The sequence below is a fragment of the Paenibacillus sp. PK4536 genome (genome assembly GCF_028594455.2).
GTDB classification, from domain to species: Bacteria; Bacillota; Bacilli; order Paenibacillales; family Paenibacillaceae; genus Saccharibacillus; species Saccharibacillus nuruki.
Map to the genome: position 1 here is coordinate 1,097,085 of NZ_CP126313.1, position 25,704 is coordinate 1,122,788.

General features: G+C 38.7%; 22 protein-coding genes. 4 read left to right on the forward strand and 18 right to left on the reverse strand.

The window, feature by feature from the left end:
• Positions 1-106: 106 nt before the first annotated feature.
• Positions 107-1,294 (reverse strand): hypothetical protein, encoded by a 1,188-nt coding sequence (locus PO903_RS05120; RefSeq protein WP_273592803.1) that lies wholly within the window; start codon positions 1,292-1,294, stop codon positions 107-109.
• Positions 1,295-1,429: 135 nt separating this feature from the next.
• On the opposite strand from PO903_RS05120, the gene PO903_RS05125 reads away from it, so the two are divergent.
• Together PO903_RS05125 and PO903_RS05130 are read left to right on the forward strand one after the other, a co-directional pair.
• A complete protein-coding gene (locus tag PO903_RS05125; RefSeq protein WP_069326484.1) occupies positions 1,430-2,110 on the forward strand; it encodes a response regulator transcription factor in 681 nt (226 codons plus the stop codon).
• A complete protein-coding gene (locus PO903_RS05130) occupies positions 2,110-3,390 on the forward strand; it encodes a sensor histidine kinase (RefSeq protein WP_273592804.1) in 1,281 nt (426 codons plus the stop codon). The genes PO903_RS05125 and PO903_RS05130 overlap by 1 nt, the downstream gene beginning before the upstream one ends.
• Positions 3,391-3,483: 93 nt before the next feature.
• Here PO903_RS05130 and PO903_RS05135 read toward each other — a convergent pair whose 3' ends face one another.
• The 7 genes from PO903_RS05135 to PO903_RS05165 all read right to left on the reverse strand — a co-directional run bounded on the left by PO903_RS05135 (position 3,484) and on the right by PO903_RS05165 (position 11,315).
• Positions 3,484-5,286 carry an ABC transporter ATP-binding protein gene (locus tag PO903_RS05135; protein ID WP_273592805.1) on the reverse strand — a complete coding sequence of 601 codons (1,803 nt, stop codon included), beginning with the start codon at positions 5,284-5,286 and terminating at the stop codon, positions 3,484-3,486.
• A 25-nt stretch (positions 5,287-5,311) separates the two neighbouring features.
• A complete protein-coding gene (locus PO903_RS05140) occupies positions 5,312-7,075 on the reverse strand; it encodes a sensor histidine kinase (protein WP_273592806.1) in 1,764 nt (587 codons plus the stop codon).
• Entirely contained in the window at positions 7,072-7,749 is a 678-nt protein-coding gene (locus PO903_RS05145) for a response regulator transcription factor (RefSeq protein ID WP_273592807.1), read from the reverse strand. The genes PO903_RS05140 and PO903_RS05145 overlap by 4 nt, the downstream gene beginning before the upstream one ends.
• A gap of 68 nt (positions 7,750-7,817) precedes the next feature.
• A complete protein-coding gene (locus PO903_RS05150) occupies positions 7,818-8,309 on the reverse strand; it encodes a DedA family protein (protein WP_137224695.1) in 492 nt (163 codons plus the stop codon).
• Positions 8,309-8,836, reverse strand: coding sequence for a CDP-diacylglycerol--serine O-phosphatidyltransferase (pssA, locus tag PO903_RS05155; RefSeq protein WP_273592808.1), 528 nt, complete (start codon positions 8,834-8,836; stop codon positions 8,309-8,311). Before pssA ends, PO903_RS05150 begins: the two co-directional genes overlap by 1 nt.
• Before the next feature lie 224 nt (positions 8,837-9,060).
• Positions 9,061-10,086, reverse strand: coding sequence for an endo-1,4-beta-xylanase (locus tag PO903_RS05160; protein WP_083243357.1), 1,026 nt, complete (start codon positions 10,084-10,086; stop codon positions 9,061-9,063).
• 212 nt (positions 10,087-10,298) lie between these two features.
• A complete protein-coding gene (locus PO903_RS05165) occupies positions 10,299-11,315 on the reverse strand; it encodes an SDR family oxidoreductase (protein ID WP_273592809.1) in 1,017 nt (338 codons plus the stop codon).
• Positions 11,316-11,574: 259 nt separating this feature from the next.
• Here PO903_RS05165 and PO903_RS05170 point away from each other — a divergent pair, with 259 nt between their 5' ends.
• Positions 11,575-12,462: a diacylglycerol/lipid kinase family protein gene (locus tag PO903_RS05170; protein ID WP_273592810.1), complete on the forward strand. Its 888-nt coding sequence runs from the start codon at positions 11,575-11,577 to the stop codon at positions 12,460-12,462.
• Positions 12,463-12,602: 140 nt separating this feature from the next.
• Here PO903_RS05170 and PO903_RS05175 read toward each other — a convergent pair whose 3' ends face one another.
• The 4 genes from PO903_RS05175 to PO903_RS05190 all read right to left on the reverse strand — a co-directional run bounded on the left by PO903_RS05175 (position 12,603) and on the right by PO903_RS05190 (position 14,992).
• The gene (locus tag PO903_RS05175; protein ID WP_273592811.1) at positions 12,603-13,187 is read right to left on the reverse strand and encodes a WGxxGxxG-CTERM domain-containing protein; all 585 of its coding nucleotides are present in this window, start codon (positions 13,185-13,187) and stop codon (positions 12,603-12,605) included.
• Positions 13,188-13,323: 136 nt separating this feature from the next.
• The gene (locus PO903_RS05180; protein WP_273592812.1) at positions 13,324-13,869 is read right to left on the reverse strand and encodes a DUF2812 domain-containing protein; all 546 of its coding nucleotides are present in this window, start codon (positions 13,867-13,869) and stop codon (positions 13,324-13,326) included.
• Positions 13,862-14,188, reverse strand: a complete 327-nt coding sequence (locus PO903_RS05185; protein WP_069326475.1) for a PadR family transcriptional regulator — start codon at positions 14,186-14,188, stop codon at positions 13,862-13,864. The genes PO903_RS05180 and PO903_RS05185 overlap by 8 nt, the downstream gene beginning before the upstream one ends.
• A gap of 249 nt (positions 14,189-14,437) precedes the next feature.
• Positions 14,438-14,992 carry a hypothetical protein gene (locus tag PO903_RS05190; RefSeq protein WP_273592813.1) on the reverse strand — a complete coding sequence of 185 codons (555 nt, stop codon included), beginning with the start codon at positions 14,990-14,992 and terminating at the stop codon, positions 14,438-14,440.
• A 96-nt stretch (positions 14,993-15,088) separates the two neighbouring features.
• Between PO903_RS05190 and PO903_RS05195 the strand changes: the two genes are divergently transcribed.
• A complete protein-coding gene (locus PO903_RS05195; RefSeq protein ID WP_273592814.1) occupies positions 15,089-16,003 on the forward strand; it encodes a phosphatidate cytidylyltransferase in 915 nt (304 codons plus the stop codon).
• An 87-nt stretch (positions 16,004-16,090) separates the two neighbouring features.
• Here the strand turns inward: PO903_RS05195 and PO903_RS05200 are convergent, their stop codons facing one another.
• From PO903_RS05200 to PO903_RS05225, 6 genes are all read right to left on the reverse strand, one after another.
• Positions 16,091-16,846, reverse strand: a complete 756-nt coding sequence (locus tag PO903_RS05200; protein ID WP_273592815.1) for a class I SAM-dependent methyltransferase — start codon at positions 16,844-16,846, stop codon at positions 16,091-16,093.
• A 148-nt stretch (positions 16,847-16,994) separates the two neighbouring features.
• A complete protein-coding gene (locus PO903_RS05205) occupies positions 16,995-17,891 on the reverse strand; it encodes an alpha/beta hydrolase (RefSeq protein ID WP_273592816.1) in 897 nt (298 codons plus the stop codon).
• 166 nt (positions 17,892-18,057) lie between these two features.
• The gene (locus tag PO903_RS05210; protein ID WP_069326470.1) at positions 18,058-18,348 is read right to left on the reverse strand and encodes a putative quinol monooxygenase; all 291 of its coding nucleotides are present in this window, start codon (positions 18,346-18,348) and stop codon (positions 18,058-18,060) included.
• A 99-nt stretch (positions 18,349-18,447) separates the two neighbouring features.
• On the reverse strand, positions 18,448-18,738 hold the full coding sequence (locus PO903_RS05215; protein ID WP_502921680.1) for a DHCW motif cupin fold protein: 291 nt from the start codon (positions 18,736-18,738) through the stop codon (positions 18,448-18,450).
• Between the two features lie 296 nt (positions 18,739-19,034).
• Complete coding sequence (locus PO903_RS05220) at positions 19,035-19,553, reverse strand: hypothetical protein (protein ID WP_273592817.1); 519 nt, start codon at positions 19,551-19,553, stop codon at positions 19,035-19,037.
• 10 nt (positions 19,554-19,563) lie between these two features.
• Positions 19,564-25,653 (reverse strand): polymorphic toxin-type HINT domain-containing protein, encoded by a 6,090-nt coding sequence (locus PO903_RS05225; protein WP_273592818.1) that lies wholly within the window; start codon positions 25,651-25,653, stop codon positions 19,564-19,566.
• Positions 25,654-25,704 lie beyond the last annotated feature (51 nt).

A 25,704-nucleotide genomic window follows, 5' to 3' on the forward strand; every position in this document is an offset into this window, starting at 1 on the left:
ACATTGCGAAAACATTTCTACAAAACATAAAAAAGCCATGACGCATATAAGCGCACATGGCAATAATGAATAATCTATATAATTCGCTTCTATAAGAAGAATAAAGTCAGCCTTGTTTTATTTTTAATATAAATCGCTGCTTGTAATCGATCCATGCACAATCTTCTGTCCATAATGTACATCCCTGATCATTATAGATATAGAATTGTCGATCTTCACTTCCCAGACGCTGATCTATTGTAACGATTCCTTCTTCTATCATCGTAACCACTCCTTGAGGTTGCAAAATCTCAGCAATCTGCTCGCCTGTGTGTAACTTATACAATCGAGTCGATGTATCCGACTTACGAGTAGCATAAAAGATTTGGTTCAGATGATATAATTTGTTATACACATGTGGATAACTAATATATTCAGTCTTTTGGTTATCCACAGTGTATAACATAACTAGAGAATCTTCTGTATCAAATCGTTCTAGTAAAATGATTAATTGCTGATCCAATATAAGCAAATCTGCAAAAGCTTCATGACTTTGAGAAGAATGTATAACAAAATCACTCAAGTCTATATCACTAGATTGAACGTTGGAGATAAATTTATCGACTGCAATCACTATTAATTGCTCTACTTCTGGACGGTTATATTCCCAATCTATTTTTCGTTCATGTACCATATGTTCACCTGTCTTGATTAGCAGATATTCTGTTCCATTGCAGTTGAATCCCATAATACAATCTATATTTCGAATCATATCATTAGGTACAAAAGGAATCATCGTCTGCTCTAGTGCATCGATCAACGCATAGTTATAACCTCTTTGTTGACCTGGCAACAAATAAGCGATCAGCGCATACCGCTCATTTAGTGAATAGAAATGATGTACAGACCATACACGATTGATCGACGGTTCATAAGCATCACTGATATCTTGGGTGAATACAAGCTGATCGACTTCTGCTTCAAGATCACGTTTATAACAGTACAGCATACGATAATCATCGCTATAGGCTAGATAGAATAAAGTACTTGTGTTCTGACTGCTACTTAGATTTAATACTTTGTATTGCGGAAAATAATATGTACTTACTTCACCTGTTTGGGCATCACAACTTAGAATTCCTTTATATAGAAACAGATCTTCGATATGTAGATCAAAATCAAAATCGTCTGGAGACATATCTACGTATTTCTTAATCGTAAATAATTGCATCGTCTGGTACATGAAATGAAGCTGTCTATACTCATATTCTTTAGGCATGTTTATTGTAACAGTACGCATTGTTGGTTTACTCATATAAGCCCACCTTCTTAGATATATTCAAATTTGGCGCAGATCTGGTCGATACAGTAATAAAGTTTAAGATTGGCTAAAGCTTTGACCATTATTATTAATGTATCATAGAACAACAACTAAAGGGTGATCACCATTATGCGAATATTAATAGTAGAAGATGAACTGCATTTAGCAGAAGCGTTAACACAAATTTTGAAAAAAAATCATTATTCTGTTGATGCGGTACATGATGGACGGACAGGGCTAGATTATGCCCAGACCGGTATCTATGATCTGCTCTTACTGGATATTATGATGCCTGAAATGGACGGGATCAGTGTTCTCAAAACGTTGCGTCAGCAAGGAGTCGCAACACCTGTTATTTTGCTAACTGCCAAAGGAGAAATTACAGATAAAGTGATCGGACTGGATTATGGCGCAGACGATTATATCGCCAAGCCTTTTTCAGCAGAAGAATTACTGGCACGTATCCGAGCTGCACTCCGCCGTAAAGGAGAAGTTTTACCGGAAGAAGGGCTTATATTTGGAGATATTCAATTAAACACAGCCAATCTCAAGTTATCCGTTAGTGGCAAAGAAATGAAGCTGAATTTGAAAGAAAATGAGTTGCTCGAATTGCTTATTACCCGCAAGCAAGGAGTGACTTCCAAAGAGCAGATTATTGAAAAGTTATGGGGATTCGATTCCGATGTAGAGTACAACAATGTGGAAGTGTATATTTCTTTTTTACGTAAAAAGCTCAACTTTCTGCACTCTCAAGTCAAGATCAGTACGATTCGTGGGGTCGGTTATGTATTAGAAGAGGTGACTTCCTGATGTTCAACAAGCTTCGTAATCGATTTCTGATTGTTAATCTCGTCACGATTTCGGTATTAATGCTACTTGCATTTGCTTCGATCTATACGATTACCTACCGCAATGCTCAAAATGATATTCGTAGTGAATTATCTCGAATTGCTACTATTTATCCTCGCAATGCTGGTAATGGACAGATGCCACCTAATCAGGGTGGCATGAACAATGCAGGCGGTATGAATAATAACGGTCAACCTAATGATAATACCTTTACAGAACGCTCGTTATCTTTTTCCATTGAGACGGATAGTAATTGGAATATGACAGCCGCTCACTCTCCCTTTGAAATGGATAGCACTTTGTATCAATCGGCACTGACTGAAGCCAAAACAATCAACAAAGATAATGGACAATTTAAGCTAGATAGTAGTGATTGGGCATTTATCAAGCAACCTACAGGTTCAGGGTACAAATTGATTTTTCTCGATATTACCGCTCAACAAGATATTTTACGTAATCTGATCTATACTTTTGCGGCTGTCGGCTTGATTATGTTAGTCGCTTTATATTTCACCAGTCGATTTTTTGCGAACCGTTCGATTCAACCTGTCAAAGAAGCTTTTGATAAACAAAAACAGTTTATTGCGGATGCTTCTCACGAACTCAAAACACCACTGGCTATTATCAATACCAATGCAGATGTTCTTCTATCCAATCGTGAAGAAACGATCGAAAGTCAGGCAAGATGGCTAGAGTATATCAAGTTAGAAACAGAACGCATGGCTCGCTTAACCAATGATCTTCTTTACCTCACAGAAATGGAAGGTTCTCGTACACAGATGGTCTATATGCCTTTCGATCTTAGTGAAACGACAGAGCGTATTATCTTAACGATGGAAGCTGTTATTTTTGAAAAAGAACTCACCCTTGATTATCATATTGAACATAATCTTAGGGTCAACGGTAGTCAGGAGCAAATTCATCAAGTAATTATGATCGTACTGGATAATGCTATTAAATACGCCAATGCTCAGGGTACGATTACTATTATGCTCAAGCGCCAACCACATGAAGTATCGCTGATAGTGACCAATACAGGCGAAGGTATCGCACCAGAGCATCTTACCCGTATCTTCGACCGCTTTTACCGTACAGACACCTCACGTGCTCGTAAGCAGGGTGGCTATGGCTTAGGGCTTGCTATTGCTAGCTCTATTGTCGATCAGCATAGTGGAAAGTTGTATGCGACCAGTACAATCGGCGAATCGACTACATTTCATTTGCAATTTAATGCGATCTAACCAGTCGATTGAGTAATCTAGATGTACACAATAATAATCATATTCATTACTTATCACTAAAAGCGATCACTACAAAAGTGACCGCTTTTTTTATTAATCTATCAAACGTTGAGGATCATGACTTCGAGTTTGCCGGAACTGTTTATTTGTCCATTCTGCGTAGGAAGAATGAGTGTTTAGTAATTCTTCATGCCGTCCTGTACCTGTAATCTGTCCAAACTCCAAAACGACAATCTGATCTGCATTCGTAATCGTTGAAAGTCTATGGGCGATAACGATCGTTGTACAACGGCTCATTAAATGCTCTAAAGCTTGCTGAACTTCATGCTCCGAATCACTATCCAGACTCGCTGTGGCTTCATCAAGTAGCAGAATATCTGGCTTACGCAGTAAAGCACGAGCGATAGCAATCCGCTGTTTCTGACCGCCTGACAATCGGATTCCTCTTTCACCGACTTCGGTATCATAACCTTTAGACAATAAAGTAATAAAATCGTGGGCATATGCCTGTTGGCTTGCCTCTATCATCTCTGCTTCTGTTACCGTATCTATACGTCCATACATAATATTGTCACGGATCGTTCCATCCACTAACGGACTTTCTTGAGAAACATAACCGATTTTACTGCGAAAAGAAGCAATATCGAAATCGGTAATTGATCTTTCACCATAAGTGATCAACCCTTTGTCAGGTACATAAAATCGTTCAAGTAGCGAAAATATAGTCGTTTTCCCACTACCACTAGGGCCTACTAATGCGGTAACTTGTCCAGCATGCATACATATATTAATCCCTTTTAAAATAGGTTCTTCAGAGGAGTAAGCGAACTCCACATTGTGAAAGACAATATCTTGCGTAAGGATAGGCATAATAGCACCTTTCTCATCGTGTTCATCTTCAACTTCTGCTTCCAGAATCGGTTTTAAGCGTTCTACTGCTCCTGATACTTTCTGCAAGTTAGAATAAAAAGTAGCGAATGTATTAATCGGGAGCATAATCTGAAATAAAAGTAATACAAAAGATACAAGCACTCCTGTGCTTAAAGCGCCCGAAGATACACGCATACCCCCATAAGCAACAACAGTCGTAAGTAGTACAATCATAATCATCGACATTAGCGGTGAAAGAACAGCATAGACTTTTGCTTCTTTCATACTCAATTCAAATAAATGATCTACTTTATCAAATCCATTTTTTTCTTCACGCTTTTCCGCATTTGAATACTTCACTAATCGAATTTCTCCAATAACCTGAGTCAATACGGAAGCAAACTGTCCCAACTGCTCGTACATATTCATCGAAATTTTGTACATTTTTCCGCCTATTGGCATAATAACCGCTGCACCCAGTGGAGCGGCTAGCAGAACAACCAACGTCAAACGCCAATCTAGCCAGAACAGAATGACCAGTGCGCCAATGACGGTCAGTACATTGGAGAAAAAAGAAATCAGATGTTCTGTAATCAACGTACGAATCTCGTCTGTATCTCGACTGATTCGGCTCATCACATCTGCTGATCGGTGATTATCAAAAAAGTGAACAGGCAATGCTAACGTTTTGCTCCATAATCGCTTACGTAACATTGTAACTGTGCGATTGCCTGCATAAGCTAACATATAATAGGAAACCCCTGTCGTTAATGCTTCCATCAGGAATACGCCAACAAGTAGGATAATCAATAATCCATTAATTCCACCTGTACTAAATTGGTCAATAAATCTGCCTGTCATCACTGGCCAAACGAGACCAATCATTGAAGATGCAATACTGAGAATCGCAGCGATGCTCAGTATTTTTTTAGGCATGCCCGTCGTACTTAACAATTTATACAAATAGCGAAGCATTGACTTGTTGATGGGTCCTGCGGGCAATTCTTTTTCAAACGGTGCTTCCATAGTTCAATATCCTCCCACAACCGGGTTACTTGGTGAGTACTTTTTTAAAAGTTAACTCAAAAATAACACCGTCTTCTACGTTTTTCACATTATACTCACACTCATGTAATTCCAAAATTCGTTTAACAATTGCTAGTCCTAGACCTGTACCTCCACTTTTCCGATCTCTAGAAGCTTCTACCCGGAAAAAGCGTTCCCAGATTCGCTTTAGATAATCTTCTGGAATTTGATCACCTTTGTTATAAATAGAATACAGACACGTTTGTTCTGTTCCCAAAATATGAATTTCTATCGTGCTACCTTTTTCGGCATGGCGGATCGCATTGGTCATCAAGTTCAACAACACTTGCTCGATCTTGACTGGATCGACATTGATTTCTGTCTCCTGCTTGTACACAAGATGTGCAGAAAGTTCTTTTTCGTCCATTTGATAAGTCAGCTTCTCCAACATGTCTTGAGTAAGTTCACTGAGTAGTACAGGCGACTTATACAACTTCACTGCTGATGATTCTAAGCGCAAAAGGTCAAGCATATCTTGAACCAGTTGTTCCATTTTGGCGCTTTCCTCCAAAATAACTTCCACATAATGCTCCTGACGGCCCATACTAATTCCATCACGTATTCCTTCTGCAAAACCGCGTACAATACTGATTGGGGTTTTCAATTCATGTGAAGCATTGGCAAAAAAGTCCTTTTGTAGTTGCTCCATCTGTTTATTCTGTATGATTTCTTTTTTTAATTGAACATTGGCTTTGTTAAGCTCATCTAACGTGATATTTAATTTGCCGGATAATTCAAATAATGTCCCAGATAAATTCCCTAATTCATCTTTGCGTGGTAAAGGCTTCTCGCCTGTAAAATCAAGTTCTTTCATTTTGTGTGCTTGTTTGTTTAGCATAAGAAGAGGACGGGTCACCAGACGAGAATACAGTACAGAAAGGAGTAAAATTAGAATAAAGCCTCCAGCGCCCAAATAAGCATAAAATAATCGAAGTGCACTATTTGTTTCTTTGATCTCCTGAAGTGAAGTCACAAGAAAGAGTAATTCGATGTTGCCGTTTTGTTCACGTAACGGCTGGATTAAAATACCACTTCGGCTTCCGCTAAATGGATTTTTCCACTTGAGTTCTACCTGTTCCATTCTTTTCAAGCGATCTATATACGTCTTTTCTAGTGGGAAAAATTCATCGACAGTTACATAAAGAAGCCCTAATCGCTGTTCTGTTTTGACTACACTAGGTAAGCTGATAGAAATGATTTTGCCCTGAACGGCATCTTCTGAACTTTGCTGTTCATTTACACCTACATCTTTTCCATCACTTGTTTGAATATAGTAAGGATAGAATGTTCGACTGTTTGAACTTTCACCAAATTCACCATACATTTTGAGTTCTGTTCCAACAGCAAGATTCAATTTTTTAAATTCTGCTCCGTACGCACTGACGATGTAGTATAAGGAGACATCCACTTCTGTGCCGTCTTTTTGAATCAAGCGCATACGATAAGGATCATTGACTGTCATATTCCCATCAAAATCCGTCAGTGCAAAGTTCATCTCTCTTTTATGCGATTGCAGGATGGAAGAAGAACCTGTCTCACGAAGCGCAGTAGGATCTTTTTGATATATTGAAGTCAGCTCAACTGCATTCTTTTCGAGCTGAATCATTTTTTGATGTTCATAAAACTCTGGAAACACCAAAATTTGGCTAACCAGAACAATCACATAAAACAGAACGAAAATAGATGCTGTAGCTAAAAATAATTTAGTGGTGATCCCTGTTCTTTTCATACGGATTCCTCAAATGTATATCCCACACCAAATACCGTACGTATACAATCAGCGGCAACGCCCATCTTACTACGTAACTTTTTGATATGTGTATCTACAACCCGTTCATCTCCTTCATATTCCGCTCCCCAAATCGATCTCAATATCGTATCCCGAGGAAGAACAATACCTTTATTGCGAAGTAATAGCTGTAAAATTCCATATTCTTTAGGTGTTAAGTCAAATATGCCGTCTTTTCGTTCTAATCTATGAGTTAAGGTATTCAGTACCACGTCCAAACCGATTGGAGTATGAGCAGAAACAAGCTGACCATCGACTCTTCGCATTAGTACCTCTGCTTTGGAGACTAACACTTTAGGGCTAAACGGCTTGGTGACATAATCATCCGCTCCTAATTCGTAACCTTCTATTTGCCTTTCGTCGCCAGATACTGCGGTTAGAATAATAATCGGTACATTGGAATATTGCCGAATTTTCCGACATAGTTCCCAACCATTCATTTCTGGCATCATAAGATCAAGAATGACTAGATCAGGCGTCTTCTCTTCAAATACATACCATCCCTCTACTCCATTTTCTGCTTGAAATACGATCCAATGTTCATTACTAAAATAATCTGATATTAATTCACGTATACGATGTTCGTCTTCTACGATTAAAACCTTTTTAGTCAATATAATGTACTTCCTTTCTTCAAAAGACATAAAATAAGTATCAAGCTATTTGAAGTGTGTAGCGCACTTTATCCATTGTTTGCATATCCTAATACTCTACCTATTAGAATAAAAATCAAGCACCAAAATAAAGCTCCTAGAGAAGCGAATAGACTATACTTACGTAGTGGCATTTTGGTAATTCCACACAAATAACAAGTCACATGTCTAAACCCTGGAATAAAATAACCAAACATAATAGATAAAGGGCCATATTTATTCATCCATTGCTCAGCTTTCGCAATTCGATGCGGTTTCAAACCGACCCACTTCCCATAGCGATTAAGAAAAGGACGACCTGCTTTTTTTCCAATCCAATAACTGATCATCATCCCGCTCATCGCTCCTGCAAAACTAAAGAAAAGAGCATAAGGGAATTTCATCGTTCCAATCGTAGTTAAATAACCAACGGTAGTCATTAGCAATTCATCAGGCACTGGTAGCCCAACGATTCCTAAGGTTAACAGACCGTATATCGCCAGATAGCCATAATCTGATAAAAATTGAAGCATTGTAGACATTAACAGTCCTCCATCGCTTCAGACTTTACTTTTTTGAGACTCGGAAAATAAAATGGACTGACCATCAGTATGCCGATCAATACTATTCCAACCATAGCAACTAAAGGATATACATAAATAGTCAGAAGTATAGACAGTACAGCAGCTACGGGTGTCGGCATGCCTACAAAAACAGTCATATGACTTTGTCTTACATTAAAGCGTGCTAATCTGAGAGCACTGCAACATACATAAAATAAACAGCAGACTGCACCAACGACATGTATCTCATGTAGGGATACGACATATGCAAAAATAGCAGGAGCAACGCCAAACGTGATCAGATCTGCTAATGAATCCAACTCTTTTCCGAATTCGGATGTTGCATGAAGTATTCTTGCACAGTACCCATCAAGGAAATCACAGACTAAGCCTACTACGATAAGCAGTACCGATATTTCAAATTGTTCTTGAGATATTAAAAGGATAGCAGCAAAACCTGATAGCAAATTGCCCAGCGTAAACAGGTTAGGAAGCATTTTTTTCATCGTGATCACACTCCAGCTCGTTTAATAAATATCAAACCTTTCTATATCCAATCGGATGACCCTAGTTTAATGTATCTTGAAGTTGTGTTTTTTTTAAGTCTTTGGCACAACAAAAAAAAAGAGTGTCAAAGACTTCTCATAGAGAAGGTTTTGACACTCTTTAATAATTGGATATATACGTATTAGATAGGAATATACATTTCCGTTAAAAACAGATCCCTTCTTTATTGAGAAGGCACTTCAGCTGTCTCTAGATTATCTTTTTCGAGCATAATGGATTGTCCATCTGTAATCCCTTTACCGAAAAATTGTTTTAACCATTTCAGTGCAGGACGCTCTGTGCCATTGGCATTCAATAAATGGGTGTTAGGCTCCCATGTCTGTCCTTCAATGTATCCCCATAATGTAACTCCTTTAACCGAAGGATGGTTCCAAAGTACAGGGAATTTTTCTTTATAACGAGCCAGTTGGGTTGCATCATCACCAGTCATATCCAGTTCAGATACGTAGATCGGTAACCCTGTAGACCCTAATTTATTCAGTACTGTCGTCATGGTACTGGTCGAAACATTATTCATATTAAAATGGTGACATTGAATACCGATACCGTCGATTAACCCGCGACTTTTGAGAATATTAATAATTTTCACATATTGATCGGCTAGATTAGGATCGCTAATAACTCCATATTCATTAATTAACAATTTGGAATTAGGAAATTGTTGCCTTGCTTGTTGGAAAGACCATACAATCCAGTCCCAGCCTGTCGATCCACTTCCACCGATCGCATTACTGTAAGATGGCTTGGCATGAAATGGTTCGTTGACTACATCAACAAAGGCGGATTTTGAATACTTTTGACCTGCTAACTGAATCCACTGAGTCACTTCCGCTTTCTGATCTGCGGCAGACAGACCACTCACCCATGCAGGTTCCTGACTTCCCCAGACTAATGTATGAAATTTAAAAGGATACCCTTTGCTTTGTGCATAATTGTAAGCCATATCCGCTTGTCCCCAGTTCATCGCATTCCGATTACCTTCGACAGCTCCCCATTTCGTCGAATTTTCAGGAGTGACTTGATTCCAATAATTGCCGTAACTTGCCGGTACATTTCCTGCAATAATATTACCTAGAAATTTACTCCCGCTGGTTAGACTGGCATAACTGTACTCTGCAAAAGTCGATGTACACAATACCCCTGTTAATGCGACTGTTCCAATCACTTTCCATAGGCTTGATTTTGACATCTTATTTCCTCCTTTTGACTCCATAGATAGTAGACGTACGTTCTCATCGCAAAAATTACCAAAATTTTATATAAGCGCTTACATTTGTAAGTGTAACAACTTATCTCTGGATTTTCGCTATAAACATAAGGAAATAATGTAATATGCCAAATAACGATATAACAAAAAAAGAGAAAGCAGTAGATATGCTTTCCCTTTAATGAAGTAAAATGTTAAGAACGAACCGATTGGACAGCCTGATCCAAAGCTGTAATCACTTTATTACACCATGTATCAAATTCAGGATCTTCTTTTTGCAATTCAGGGTGACTTAGAATGTGATCGACGACTTGCTTCACCCCTTGATCGAAACGAGTTGTAGCTACAAAATCTGGTACTAAACGCTTGAGCTTACTATTGTCAAAAACCACAGAATTGGCTTTATCTCCAAGTAGACTTCCACGATAATCTTCGGTACTGCAAGCATCCAAGAATGTAGAAGATACATACACCGCATTGAGCTTCACGCCTAGTGCATCGGCTACTGCATGATAAATCTGATTCCAGGTTAACGATTCATCCGATGTGATCTGCACCGCTTCCCCGATTGCCTGTATATTTCCCATCAATCCGATAAATCCTTTGGCAAAATCGGTATTATGCGTCATCGTCCAGAGCGATGTACCATCTCCATGAATAATAACCGGTTTGTTTTCGAGCATTCGCTTAGCGACTTGCCAGCTTCCTTCGCTACCGTGTACACCCATTGGAATCGAGCGTTCATCATACGTATGACTTGGACGCACAATCGTGATCGGGAATTGCTGTTCACGATACATTTTCATTAGATAATCTTCACAAGCTATTTTATTACGAGAATATTCCCAGTATGGATTGGACAAAGGAGTGCCTTCATTAATACGATAATCCGCAGGAGGAGACTGATAAGCAGAGGCTGAACTGATAAAAATAAATTGCTTCGTTTTACCTGTAAATAAACGATAATCCCGTTCTAATTGGGAAGGTTCAAACGCAATAAAATCAGCCACAACATCAAATTCTAGATCAGCAATCAGCTCTGCGACTTGTTGCTCATCATTAATATCTGCTTGCAAAATATGGGCATTGTCAGGCAAATCTTGATTACGGTTCCCCCGATTCAGCAAATACAATTCACAATCGGTAGTTAATAATTGCTGGGTAATCGCTGAACTGATAATACCTGTGCCTCCAATAAATAGCGCTTTCATAAATACACCTCCGTGACAAAGTAGCCTATCTATACAGTAATAACCCTAAATCTCCTTTACGATACCATTTCTCATATAAGCAAACAAATGATATCGCTCTATAAACGATAGCTATTATTTTTCAAAATTTGAGGTGAAAAGGTTATAATGCTGTATCATCCCTACTATTTTGGGTAATGGTAATTGATGTCGAATTATTTTTTATTTTTGCGAAATTGCTTAAATGCACTTATATAAATTGTAGAGGAGAATCCATCTCATGAAGGCAACGATCATTATTAATCCATCTTCGGGTAAAGAACAAGCCTTAGAATATGTCAAAAAGGCAGAGGATATTCTTAGTGAGCAAGGATATCATGTCGCAGTAAATGAGACTGCCAAAGAATTAGATGCGACTCAATTCTGCACAGACGCTTGTAAAGAGTGCCATGATCTAGTCGTGTCGATCGGCGGAGATGGTACACTGCATGAGACCATCAATGGACTTATGGATCAAGAACACCGTCCGAAGCTTGCTGTGATTCCACTGGGAACGGTGAATGATTTTGCACGTGCTCTTCAGATTCCACTTAATCCTGATCAAGCGATTGAGACACTACGCTCTTCCAATGTTAAAACGGTAGATATGGGTCAATTGAATGATCAATTATTTGCAAATGTAATTGCTGCGGGTTCATTGGCAGAAGCTTTATCGTCTGTTCCTTCTGAAGATAAATCCAAATTAGGTGCTTTTGCTTATTTTAGAGATGGTATGAAAGAGTTAATGAGCAATTCGGCATCTCCTTTAAAAATCGAATATGATGGTGAAGTGTGGGAAGGAGAAGCTCCTCTTTTTCTAGCCGCACTCACGAATTCTGTCGGTGGTTTTGAAAGTATGGTTCCTGATGCTGAAGTAGATGATGGATTATTACATTGCTTTATTATGACCAATCTCAATATGTTCAATACGTTAACCGCAGGATTATCTTTATTGCTTGGTAATCTGAAAGGTCATAAAGATGTTATCTATTTTACGGCTAAACATGTAAGAGTCAGTTCAACCGAACCTGTAAAAACGAATGTCGATGGTGAGGAAGGGCCTTCTTTACCTGTTGATCTACGTATTATCCCGGGTCATATTCGTGTCGTTGTGCCAGAAGAAGCTTAATGTCAACATGGTCTTAAGACGATCCAATACATGTTACAACATATACCTCTACACATAAAAATCACCGATGACGTATACGATGTCATCGGTGATTTTGTGTAGAGAATATGATTTATTTGATCAATCTATTCATGGCTCTGTTAAAGAGGGCGATTGGTATCACGTGGGTCATGACGGCGTCCTCTAAGTCCTAATAATCCAAGCAGACCTAGCAACCCTAGCCATCCCCAATCCGTATCGTTGTCATCGTCGTCCATATCTGTTGTCATCGGTGCATCAGTGGCTGTCGTTCCTGTCGTACCTGTCACACCAGTGGTACTACCCGTTGTTCCTGTGAATCCAGTCGAATCCGTTCCCGTCGTACCTGTAGCGTCTGTTCCTGTGACTCCGGTCGAATCCGTTCCTGTTGTTCCTGTAGCGTCTGTTCCTGTAACTCCGGTCGAATCCGTTCCTGTTGTTCCTGTAGCGTCTGTTCCTGTAACTCCGGTCGAATCCGTTCCTGTTGTTCCTGTAGCATCTGTTCCTGTCACACCAGTCGAATCGGTCCCTGTTGTTCCTGTAGCATCTGTTCCCGTCATGCCTGTTGAATCGGTTCCTGTTGTTCCTGTAGCATCTGTTCCTGTACTACCACCAGTCGTTCCCGTACTTGAAGCGAACGTTGGTGTCGCTCCAACTGTTAATACAATTAATAACGAGAGAAAAGTCATCTGAAATTTTTTCATCATGGTGTTGTATCTCCTTCGATTAATGTATTTTGTTGTTAGCCTATATTTAACCTCCTCTTTGAGCTTTAAACAGATTTTTTATATTTTTTTACATATTTATTCATAAACTGGTTGCTATCTCATTTGATTTTGAATACTAATTCTTCAGAGACTTCGACTTTCCTTGCAGTCTACGATTCTGTGTAGCAAGACGATTCAACCCATACAAAAATAGTATAAAAATCAGCAGATACACGACTAGAATAGAAGTACGAATTTGCCACATTGGTTGTACCACCATATTCATGATGAGGATCGGAATGAGTACCAGTCCTACTGTAATTAATGTTTTCTTAATTCGATTGTTCCGTTGGATGATTGAATCCACATCTGAATAAATTTCGGGACGTAGTTCAGGCTGATCTGCTGGATACGATTTGCGCCATAAATACCAGTTATCCTTCGCATACACCTGTTCCCAACCTGCATCTTCATAGAGCTGCTTATAATCTATATCTACATTATTCTGATAATCGAATACATAACGCATCGTACGCGGGGAACCTTTGACAAACTGGAATCTCATTAAGTTGCTTTTCACTTTCACTAAATGCCAGCCTTGCCCTTCCTGCGCCTCGATCCACTTCTCAATCTTCTCTGATTCCCAGCTCCACCACCAACGGAATACTTTTTTGTTATTCATTATTGTTTCCCTCCATTTGGATAGCATTATGATACAGCTCACTGATCCGAGCGATTTCCTGCTGAAGTAGCTCTCTGCCTAGCTTTGTAGCTGTATATGACTTACGGCGATTTTCCTCACCGACGACTTCAATCAATTGATCCTTTTCCATACGAGATAGACTGCCATAAATAGTGCCTGCGCCAAGTTTAATTCGACCGTTCGTTAACTTCTCGACATCTTGCATAATCCCATAACCATAATGAACTTTTTGCAAAGTCAGCAGAATATAAAAGGCAGTCTCCGTCATCGGGAGATAACTACGTGTTATTTCGTTCATCATTTCCTCCACCTTTTCACCACAACTATATCGCACCTCGATATAGTCTAATACAGTCACTATATCACGCCACGATATAGTAATTCAATAGTAAACTCCATTATAAGCACATCGAAAAAGCCTACAGCTTCTATTTTTCACATTCATCGCAACAAAAAATCCACATTCTAAACCTGTGATGTACAAGTCTAAACTGCGGATTCTTACTTTTATCTATTCTTATTTGTGGGTATACAGACTGTATGAGAACTAGAGGTTTTCTTCGGGTGTCGCTTCATATTCACTTAACTTTCCTTCATAGATCAACTGCAATCGTTCACTTTGGCGAAAATCATCCGGAGTGACCAGAGCGGGAAGCTTATTCCAAATTTTGATACCGGATCGTTGTAAGATTTCTGCGACAAATTGAGAGCAAAAATACGAATTACTGAATTCAACAGGTTCTTTGAGCGTAATGCTGATCACACCTAGAATATTATATAAATACTTCTGATGCTTACGAATAAATAATTGCAATACACGCTGCATTTTCTCGACTTCACGCTCGGTCACACGAAGTTCATAGATCACACAAGTGGTATTCGGGTATTTGCTGTATGTACCTGTCTTAATATCTTCTTTCACAAAACCACCATTCAGTGGATTACTAGGATGCTTCCGTCCAAAGCTATACAACTCCGATAATTCACGGTCAAACGAAATCGAAGCATGGTTATACGGTGCTTTGGTATACGTCTGGATCACCTTTGTAAATAACGTTCCAGTGTTGGTCAATAAAATAAAAACCGATTGCTCTGCTGCCATCACAAAATTTCCCCTTATCAAGTTACCTTTATTCCTTCATAATAGCATATGATCCCTTTTATGGAATCCTAATTCAAGGTAAGTTGGTGCTGATTCATGAATAGTTCGCTAATAACGTTAATTCTTATTTTTGCTGCTCTATTAGTCATCCATTTTATTTACATCATCGTAAGCAAAATTCAAAAAAATCAAGATTATAGCGTGATCGGATTACGGATCAAAACGTGGTGGGGAATGTTCTTTATATTCTGTCTGGCTACGTTATTTAATCCTATTGTATCGCTTCTTTCACTGATGGTTCTTACGTTTTTTGCACTGAAAGAATACTTTTCGATGATTCGCTCACGCAAAGCAGATCGGCGATTATTTTTATGGGCATACTTAGCGATTCCAATTCAATTTTATTGGATTTATATTGGTTGGTATGGCATGTTTATCGTGTTTATTCCGATTTATGTCTTTTTATTGCTTCCACTTCCACGCTTGATTAATAAAGGAACAGGCGGATTTCTACGAAGCGTCAGTTCAACCCAATGGGGATTGATGCTAATGGTATTCGGACTTAGTCATCTGGCTTATTTTCCATTTGCCACACCACAATATGGAGGAAGATTAGTTTTATTCCTCGTGTTACTTACACAGCTTAATGATGTTGTGCATTATGTCGCTTCGATGTATATCGGTAAACGCAAAATTGTACCTACATCCAATGCCAGCTTAACATGGGAAGGCTTTGCTTGTGCTTTTATTGTCACAGCGATTACTTCTTACTTTGTAGCTCCTATACTTACACCGCTTGGTGCTAACTTTGGTCTGGTTACAGGGATGCTGATTAGTTTGAGTGGATTTTTTGGAAGTCTAACTGTTTCTGTACTCAAGCGAGATTTGTTAATCGGTGATGATCCAAAAGTAGACAACGAAAAGCAAAGTTATCTTAGCCGAATCGACAGCTTAACCTATACAGCGCCTGTCTTTTTCCATGTGGTTCGTTATGTGATGGACTTTATGTAATCTAGCTATTCTGTAATAAAATACATTAGCAAAAAGCCTCCATGTTTAACGATGGGGGCTTTTTTATTTATATCGCAATCGATCGGGTTAGACTTCTCCCCAGAACACTTCAGTCTCATAATCAAAAAAGACAACACCTTCGTGCTGATTGTGCTCAAAAATAAGCTTTAATTGATCGATCATATCGTTATACCGGGGATCATCGAAGCTAGGAACATACGAAGAAGATTCTAACCGACCACGTAATCCTTCCCAATCAAACACTTGACGATTACCAAACTTCGCGAGCTCCATCGTATCTTTTTTGAAAAAAGGTTCTAATTTCTCTGCTGAAATATTTTTATGATTGACCTTCGTATAATCGGTCCCATAATCATGCAATAATTGCTCATACTGTTCCAAAAATGAAGTACCTGTCGTCAATCTAGAATTCCAGATCAAAATGACTTTACCTTCTGGCTTGAGAATACGTTTAAATTCTAACCGAGTCGCTTGCTGATCAAACCAGTGAAAAGCCTGCGCGCACGTAATGTAATCTACCGATTCATTTGGCAATTCTGTCGCTTCTGCCGATCCTGCACTGACTTCAAAGTTAGGCTCTTCTGCTAATGTAGCTACAGCGACTTCACGCATTTCTGTATTGGGCTCTACGCCGATCACAGGGTTACCACGTTCTAATAACAACTCTGCAAAAATACCTGTACCTGCTCCAATATCAGCAATTGTACTTTCTCGCTTCATACCAATCACATCATAAAGATAATCGATAGCCGCTACCGGATAACTAGGACGGTATTTCACATACGCATGGACTCGATCTGAAAATCTTTCTTTGCTATTCATTGTTATCACGCTCCTATAGTTTCATCTAATAAAACTATGTTTCATTTAAATATTATAAATCAAGCGCCCTTTGATTGCCAGTCATCAAAAAGAGACGTTCCTCAGCTTAATCAGGAGTCGTCTCTTTTGATGTCACACCATCTAAAAATTATTGTTTAGCTGTAAATGCTTCTTTTAACTTGTCACTCATTAGGTGCCAGGCATCTTCGGCTACAGCCAGATCACCATTATGGGTAAATCCATGCGCCGCTCCTGCATATTGCTTGGCGGTAACGGTAACACCTGCTTCTTCTAACTGCTTGGCATAACCTACCGTCTCTGCTGCCAATGAATCGCGTTCTGCGGTGATGACCAATGCGGACGGAAGCCCTGTTAGAGAAGGGGCAAATACAGGCGAAGCTAACGGATTACGTCCATCTTCTGGATGTTCCAAATAACAAGCATTAAAGATGCGAGAGATATCATTTGGGATCGCTTCTGGAAATTGTGGTTTTTGCGCTGGGTCGGTATCGAGATCAAGTGGTGCATAATCAATTACCTGATACACAATATTCAGCTCATTCCCACGTTCTTTGTTCAGTAGACAGATCGCTGCCGCTAGATTACCACCGGCACTATGTCCCCCGACCGCAATACGAGTTGCATCGATATTCAGCTCTGTAGCATGCTCGGCTATCCATTTCACCACTTCATACGATTGGTAGACAGGCACAGGAAACGGATATTCGGGTGCTAACAAATAGTCGACATTTACCACGATACATTCTGCCCGATCCGCAATTACACTACACCACGGATCATCCATTTTAGGATTCCCCATCACAAATCCACCACCATGAAAATTAACGAAAACAGGTAATGGATCAGCCAGCTCACGATCAGGGATATGCACGGTTACAGGTGCATCTTCATAAGAAGTAGGAATCATTCGCGACTCCTGCTTCACCTGCGGGGTATAGCTCGGTTGTAATGTAGATCCATTGACATTATTGGTCGATGCTTCTCTTACTTTCTTCACCATTGCTAGTTGTTGTTGTTTATCCATTATGTTTCACTCCTATTCATAGGGTACTTCTTCTCATCATAAAGAAGTTGCAGGGGTATAATCAAATGTAGCGCTTAGACAGCCATTCTCTGCTATAAGCTTTAGGTGATATCGACAAACTAAAAAGTGATCTCTATAAATAGAAATCACTTTCGTGGTATTACTTTTATTGTTCTACTTTGTGCAAACGGAATGCTTCACGAGAATCAACCAGAGACGCAATATTTTCCCGATACGATTTGAAATGAGGCGTATTCATATGGAATTCAAGCGCCGCTTCATCTTCCCAGATTTCATAAAATACAAACACCCCGGGTTCAATCGATTCATGCAATGTATATTGAATACAACCACTTTCATTACGAGAAGGCTCCAACATTTTGACCAACTCTGCTTTCAATTGCTCTTCATGCCCTGCTTTTGCTTTCAAAATCGCATTATTTACAAGATTCGTCATGGATCTGCTCTCCTTGTGGTTCATTTATTTTTGAGGTGCTATGTATTATCATACCCATTTTGGAGGAAGATCAAAAATAATGTGAGATTATTAAATTGTTTAATCGACTATAAACAGTTTGGCTTCGGTTATGGTAAAGGAACGATGCTGTTCTGCTTCGTCAGCCACCTTATAGCTCATACTTGCTATTAATTTAAGTGTTCGTTCATATTCTAATAAAGTATCTAACTCTCCTTCAAGCACCAACAGCACATGCCCTCGATGACACCAGTGATCGGCAACATACCCTGCGGTATACTCCACCATCCGTATACGAATATTTTCAATCTTTAACGTCCGCCAGTAAGGCATTCCTTCAATCCCTGTATGTTCGAAGCCACCTGATTCCAGTCGATTGTGTTAAATAGAATATCTGTACTAATCATTATGTATCAACTCTTTAGGTATTGTGCTATATCATAACATGGACAGAATCCAAAAGTGGATCAGATAATCAATAAATCAATTCCTAGCTCTTGAAAATTAATTTTAAAAGGGGTTGGAGAGGTTTTCATCGCTTCAAAGTCTATAACCTGTTCCCATCCAACAATACTATTACTATTTGCAAATATTAATAATATTAATAATTCTTTCTTAGCTACTCAGAAAGAAAAGACCTTAAGAATTTCATCTCAAGGTCTTTTACTTTATTTTAATTCCTGCTTCAATTTAGCTATTCTTTCTAATTCGTACGAATAATCACAATCAAAATTGAATGTATGAGACATACAGACAAAAAACTGTTCTGCTCCGTGAACTAGCGTTTCAAAAAAAAATTTTTCAGGTAATAAATAATTTTTAACTTCATTACTTATAACTGAGAATAGCAATAAATCATTATTTTTTGAACATAGAACAATTTTAATAGGTTGGTCAGGAAAATATAAGCTTCCTTCTCCATTTTTAAGTGTTTCTTCAATTAAATTCATCATATATGCCCATAATTGATCAATTAAATCCCAATGCCTCATATCTAAAATACTTTCTTCATAGTATTTTAAATTGATCGATCCATTAAGATATTGGAAATTAAGATCCTTATGAATTTCTTTTAGTTTTGACCGATCTGTAATTTCTATAAAATAATTTTGAGGATTTTGAACTACATCATTTAAATTATTAATTTTACACTGCGGCTTCAGCAAATATGAATTCACTTGAAACATTTTATCACCCTCACGGATTATAGAATTGACCTACGCGTCCATTATTTAAACCAAGTACATAATCGCTTCCATTGTAACTCCCTTTGATTTGATACATGCCTGTAGTCCCCTTATTTATAAGAGTGTCTCTATTTTGGGACATCACTGACTTAATAGCTTTTCTAATATCCTCAATTGACATATTTGCATCAAGAAATGACTGTTGTGCCTTTACTGTACCATCCCAATAGTTTGGATGATGGCGTTCTAAAATATGTTTCATACCAGACTTATCAAGTAGAAAAGTATTACCTCCAAATTTCATTCGACTACTTTGAAAACTTGATAACGCATTTTCGACAACATGAGGGGCTACTCCACAAGCATTGTGCGTCCAAATACCAAGATTCGAAACAAAATACGTATGGAAATCCTTCACCTTAAAATTATAGACTATAGCACGGTTCTTTTTAACTTCAATCTTTTTGATTGCTAATTTTTTACCATTTGAAGTTATTAATATTTCTCCTACAGAAAGGCTTTTTGACTTCACCCAACCTTTATTTACAATCCAAAATGGATGTTCATCAGTTGTCGTTATAACCTCATCATCTACAGTAATATTATATGTTTCTTCTACATTACGTTGAAAAAGCCATTCGACTTCTTTATAAGCTACTTCTCCTGTATTTTCATCCTTAGAAAGAACCTTATCTCCGACTTTAATGTCTTCAATATTCTTCTCTCCTTGGTCTGTCTGTACCTTAGTTCCTGCTGTAAAACACTGGCAATTATCAGCATATTTTAAAGCATTATCGGAGACTTTATATTCTTTTTTAACAATCTTTCCTGCATCATTGACAAAATCAACAGTCAATTTCCCTGCTTTGTATACCTTGCCTATAGGAATTAGACCAACCATAGCAAAACTTTTTGCCCATCCAGAACTATTAGGATCTGACAAAGTTTGAATATCGTTTAAAATCAAAAAGTCAGCTACATCTTTTATTACAGATCCAAATTGTGCAATATTTGCTTTATCTTTGGCCATAGATTGTGAAGTATCATAGGTAACCTGACCACTTTCATGACCTGTTGGATCTACATAGCCCATCGGATTATTATTCACATAAGCATAGATATTGAAAGTCAGTGGATTACTAACTTGGCCTTCATAACTGTCCTCGTTCAAAAACCGTCCCATACTAGGATCATAATAACGAGCATTTAGATAATACAGTCCACTTTCACTATCCTGATATTCTCCTGCATATTTGAATGGATTATACGTTTTCTCTTGTTGAGTTGTTAGATTACCAAACTCATCATAATCATACGTATTTGCTACGGTTCCATTATCGTATAAAAGACCAATCACATCACCATGTCCATTGTACAAATAATATTGTAACGAATTACTACCGGGTTTCTTTTTCAGTAAAACGCGATCACCACGGATATACTCATTGTAATCTGTCCCTTTGGCTTCAAACGTTACCTTTCCATCTCCATTACTAATAAATTTCGAAGAGGTGGTCGTTTTCGTTCCATCGGTATTCGTCACTGTTGTTTGCTTCTGGTAACGAGTTCCATCCGGTAAGTAGCGGAATGAAGTACTCGTCTTATCTTGTTGATAGCTATCTAATTGATCCAGTGCATTATAGCTATAATTGGTTTCTTTCAGATTTTCTAATGTATCAGCTTGCCCGCGATTATCTTCTAGCGTCAGACGATTACCACGTAGATCATACGTGTAACTTGCTGTGCCTTTACCAGATTCATTGAGACTAATCAATCGATTCAAAGGATCATAGTCATAGGTCGTTACACGATCGGCTTGTCCTTGACGCTTTTCAGTCGTCTGAATAATATTGCCATTCGTATCATATCCGTTGGTTGAAGAAGATAACTCCACACCGTCTAATACATTCTTCATACTTAGCATTTGACTCAATGCATTGTACGTATAAGTGGTTTTGAGCACTTTCCCATTGGTCATCGCTGGATAGGTAATCGACTCTATTTTTCCTTGAGCTGTGTACGTATATTGAATCCCTTTGGTTGTTCCAGCCATATTAATACCTGTTAATTGTTGCTTGGTATTATACGTATAACTTTGTTGCGTTCCTTTAACAATCGTGTCTGCACTTGCTTGATAACTCGTTTGATTAGAAGATACTTGACCCCATCCGTTATATCCTAAATTCGTTGTACCTACATAATCATTCGATGTAGTATACGCATGTTGTTGGATAATACGTCCTAGTTGATCTATTTTAGTCTGCTGACTAATTAGTGGTAACCCTGTAGTTTGTAAGGTTGCTTTATCCGTATAGATATTACCTTTACCGGATGTATACGTGTATTTCACGGTTTGTGCTTTGGGTGAAGTCATTGTTTTCTGATAACTTGTTAATTGATTAGCTTCATCATACGCATATGCTGTATTCGAACCATTTCGATCCGTGGACGACTGCATACGACCTAGTTTATCAAATTGGTTTTGCGTACTTTGATTAGCAGCATCGGTTTTGCTTAGCAGTTGAGACGCTTCATTGAAGTCTTTGCTAAAGATAACGGCTTTATCAGCTCCACTAGCATCAACCATACTGACTTGAGTCAGTTGATTATTTCCATCATATTGATAACTTGCCGTCTGACTTTTCGCATCTTTGAGACTAGTCAGGCGATTCAGTCCATCGTAGCGGAACGTTTGTGTAGCTCCCTCGTTATTTCTGTTTCCTTTCGGATCTATATAACTGAGGACATTCCCCATCACATCGTACGTGTACGATTCTTCAACAGCTCCGCCTTTTCCATTCGGATCTTGATAGGCAGTTGTCTTCAACATATTGCCCCATTGATCGTATTGTTGATCAACAGCATTCAATTTGTTCCCATTTGCATCAGCAAACGTAAGTTCATTACGATATTGCGTCAAATAACTCGTTGAAGAGACTTTATTTCCTTGCACATCTTTTGTTTCATTGACTTTGCCCCAACCATCATACGTAACTGCAACATCAGTATTCGGTCCACTCGCTAGCTCTAGACTAGCACCGCCATTTGCAGGATGATAGACTACTGTCGTCTGCTTTGTTGGACGTGACAATCCATCGGTTGTATAGCGTGTCATATGCACATTCGTTTCAGCTAATGTGCTTTTACGATCAATATAGGTTTCGGTTAATGCATTTCCAAATCCATCATACGTTGCATTACTTTCATTTAAGGTAGTTACTACACCTGTAGAACGTTGTGTATAATTTTTGAACGTATTTACAGATAGACCTTTGACAACAGGACTGCCATCTTGTCGATCAATATACACATCGTTATATTCGTATCCTTCGACTGTATCGTATACTTCCCCATCGGTATTGGTAACCGAAGGCGACTTAGTAGCAATTACACGGTCCAATAGATCATATGTGTATGACATTACTTTTCCTTCAGCATCTTTTTCTTGAAGTACCAATCCTGTACGTGGATCGTACGTCATCGACTTACTATTTTGTAGTTCGCTACCGTTCGTTGCAGAACGGAAGTACGTACTGACTTTAGATGGTAAAGCATAATTCGTTTCAGCACCATATTCAGTGATTGTACGTGCCTTCACTCCAGGCTTCACAGGATGTTCTTCTGTCACCTGATTCACCATACCCGATACTGTTCCATAGGCATACGTCGTTTCTTGATTAGCGGTGTCTACTTTTGAACTTAACCGTCCTTCATTCGTATAGTTATATCTTTCTGTTAGCGGCGCATTCACATTGTCTTGTTGGTACGAAGTTACTGTCGCTACCTGATTATACTGTGGTTCATAAGTATAACTAGTCGTGTGCGTACGCTTGAAATTGCTATCTCCAAACTGCGCTGCTGTAAGAGGCATTGTTGTTTCTCTTAAATTCCCGACATCATCATAAATGTTCTCTGTGTATAGAAGATTGACCCCGGAATTATCTTGAAGTGTTTTTTCTGTTTTAACAGGCATAAATTTGAATACTGGATGATACGATTGTACTGTTTCTAGTACCCGATCTCCGCTAGCTGTTGATTGATCCGTTGTCATTTTTTGCGCTTGGTTATTGTATCTAGTTCTTGTGCGAGTGGTATAACTCCCTGCTCCATCTGATACCGACGAACGCGAGGAATACGTGTAATCTGCTGGAATCGCATCTGGATTGTTATTTGGATAGCCTGTGTAATCTCCGCTATACGTATATTCTACCTGATTGACCAAATTCGTTTTTCGGCTATTATCTTTTTTATTATGTTCATCTGAACGATGGTTCACAATAAAGTCCTGAATCATTCCCTCGGGTCCTAAGTTACGTGTCTTCTCTTCGTACGTATAGTACGTTTGAGAACGTGGATAGTTGATTTCATTTAGCAAATAATACGCATTGAATCCACTTTTAGATACATATTGCTTTTCAGCATAACTAAATGCACTTACACGTGGATCGTAATTAAAGGTTGTAGACCATAAATATTCCCGTTGACCACTGGTATTATCATGAACATACGAGATATTTTGCAGGACTGGATTCACATCACGAATCGCATCTTTTTTCTCATCTCCATATTTCCCACGGTCTTTGTAAGAAATCGATTGTGCTTGATTCTTCATCACGATCTCTGCTTGTTGTTGGCCATCCGGTGTGATGGAGTAGACTGTAATAGTCCCTTCTACTCCTGCATTTTCATAGACAATTTTAAGCTTACGCCCGACTGTATCGGTAATTTGAATATAACGATTCGGTGTGTCTCCGTATTCATACGTGATTTTGTTATTGTACCGATCAACTACCCCAATAATATTTCCGTTTCCATTAAAGTATTCCCGTTTTTTATCTGGGTATTGCATATAGAAAGCAGAAGAAGTTTGTCCATTACTAAAGCTACCGTTATCTTTCATAAACTTGGTCAGTTTATTCGGTGGATCTACGATATTCGTGTCTACGGCTAAACCTGTTTTTTGGTCAAACTTAATCTGGTACGATGCGCCTTGACCATTATGATAATACATGGAGCCCTCTTCTTGTTGTACTGAAGGAAACTGGAAGGACCATCCATTACCCAAATGATAGCGATCAACTAGGTAGTTGGGCGTCTGCCACAAAAAGCTAGCTGTATTTTGGTATTCATATTTTAATTGTCCGTCTTTATAGTTGGCTACTAAGTACATTCCTTTGGCAGACAAAAAGCTTTTCGCCTGACTGGATTGGTACATCAAACCTAAATCCATGTTGAGTCCATCGCGACCTGGATAGCTAAGAGCGTTAAATTTCCATGTCAATGCTCCGGTTGCAGGGTCAATCGATTCACTTGTTTTTTGACGATCAGAATATTGTTCTTTTTTAATTTGATTCATTTGTTGCGGGTTAATGAGGTTACGATAACCTGCTAAAGTCTGTTGCTCTAAATTAATCTGATTGTCCTCAGCAGCTAACGAACGCATCATCGACAACGGTTTTACTATGTAGGTATCTTCCTGCACACTTGTCGTTGCTGAATCTAGTTCTACATTAGGATCTATCCCATAAACATCTTGAGAAACGGAAGAAGGATCTGCAAGTTGTAACTCACTTTGGCTCAGCCATTCTTTCCAAGAAAGACCACTTTTCAGTTTTTGTTCCCAAATGGCTAACGGATCAATGGATTGTTGAGAAGCGAGTAAATGAATCTGATACCGATCATAGGCATTAGCACCTGCATCCATCAAGTCAATGACTTGTTGTGTGGTTAATGCAGATTTGGCTACAAAAGGAATGGGTTCTTTCTCTTCTGCTGGGATCGAATCTTCTACTGAAGGTTCTTTGGTTTCCATGATACTCATAGATCGAGCACCTATGCTATTTTTGAGAGCAGTTCCATAAACATTTTGATTGACTGTATCTTCATCAAACTCGATAACTTTAGGAGGTGGCATCACAGGAGCTTTATAATTTCCTGGAATTAAAGTGACACCTGGCGGAAGGATAGGCTTAGAAGCTGATTTCGTTCTTGAAGTCGTTGTGGCAGCAGATGCAGATGGCAGAAACACACTAGTTAGCGAAGTTAAAACAAGCATGCCTACCATGAGAAGTAGCATCATCTTTTGTAAGGCTTTATTCATTGGATTTAATAATCCCCTTTATCTATATATTCTTTTTTAGTTTGATATTCT